The organism is Moorena sp. SIO3B2, assembly GCF_010692525.1.
Taxonomy (GTDB): Bacteria; Cyanobacteriota; Cyanobacteriia; order Cyanobacteriales; family Coleofasciculaceae; genus Moorena; species Moorena producens.
In genome coordinates this window covers 1-1,180 of the sequence record NZ_JAAHHE010000943.1, presented here as the reverse complement: position 1 = coordinate 1,180, position 1,180 = coordinate 1, and the positions used below count along the sequence as shown (strand labels likewise).

Here is a 1,180-nt window from a genome sequence, read left to right as displayed (position 1 = left end):
ACAAAGCTATTAAATTTTCAAGAACTGGAGATAGCTTATCAGCGAGCAAAGTTAGAGCAAACCACAGAAGCTCAAGCCCGACAACAAGCGGAGTTAGAGCGAGCTGCTGAAGCTCAAGCCCGACAACGAGCGGAAGAAGGGCTACAGAATGCTATTTCCCAGTTATTAAGCTTAGGCTTGACTGTTGAACAGATAGCTGAAGCACTAAATTTATCAGTGCCAGAGGTTAACCGTCACCTTTAAATTGGTTATTCCCCCTTACCTATTCCCTATTCCCTGCTCCCTATTCCCTATTCCCTATTCCCTGTTCCCTGTTCTAATCACCAATGACTAATGAGCAATTAAAACCTAAATTTTTTTATCGCAATACTAATGGTACACCAATGGCAGAAAGTGACCCTAACCGAGATTATATCATTTATGGCGTAGAAGCCTTGAAAAACTATTTCAAAAATCGAGACGATGTTTATGTTTCCGGCAACTTATCGATTTACTACCTAGAAGGCGTATATGATGCGGTAATTGAGCCTGATGTATTTGTAATTTTCGGAGTAGAAAATAAACTACGAAAACACTACAAAGTTTGGGAAGAAGGAGGAAATTTACCGAGTTGGATATTAGAAGTAACTTCAATAAATACTAAGGGAACTGATCAAAGATTTAATCGCCAAACATACCAAGATATGGGAGTATTAGAATACATGCAGTATGACCCTGTGGAAGATTATCTCCAACCACCCCTGAAAGGATTACGTCTGGTGGAGGGAAACTATGAGCCTATAGCTAGCAAACCTTTAGGAGATGAAGATTTCTCGATTTACAGTGAAGTCTTAGGTTTAGAACTTCAAGTGAATCAGGGAAAACTAGAGTTTTTCGATCCGAAGTTGGGAAAAAAGCTATTAAACTTTCAAGAACTGGACATGGCTTATCAGGAAGCTGAACAAGCACTACAGCAAACTGAACAAGCACTACAGAAAGCTATTTCCCATTTATTAGGATTAGGGTTAAGTGTGGAACAGATAGCTGAAGCCTTGAGCTTATCAGTAGAAGACATTAATCACAGACTGCAAGAATAACTAAGGTCAGTTTTGGATAAGGAGGAGCGAAGGGAGTAGGCTGAAAGTGTTTAAGAATTCAGCCGTCAGCCGTCAGCTGTCAGCCATTGGCGTAGCGTGCGCGT

Annotated in this window: 1 protein-coding gene and 1 pseudogene; both read left to right on the top strand. The window is 40.6% G+C overall.

All coding sequences use genetic code 11. The features are described from left to right. A pseudogene (locus F6K38_RS42545) lies at positions 1-243 on the top strand (Uma2 family endonuclease); the annotation flags it as partial. 83 nt (positions 244-326) lie between these two features. Further along, positions 327-1,076, top strand: coding sequence for a Uma2 family endonuclease (locus tag F6K38_RS42540; RefSeq protein ID WP_008190821.1), 750 nt, complete (start codon positions 327-329; stop codon positions 1,074-1,076). Positions 1,077-1,180 lie beyond the last annotated feature (104 nt).

Excerpts from the sequence above, each read along its gene's own strand:
- F6K38_RS42540 (WP_008190821.1), top strand. The coding sequence starts at position 327 with ATGACTAATGAGCAATTAAAACCTAAATTTTTTTATCGCAATACTAAT.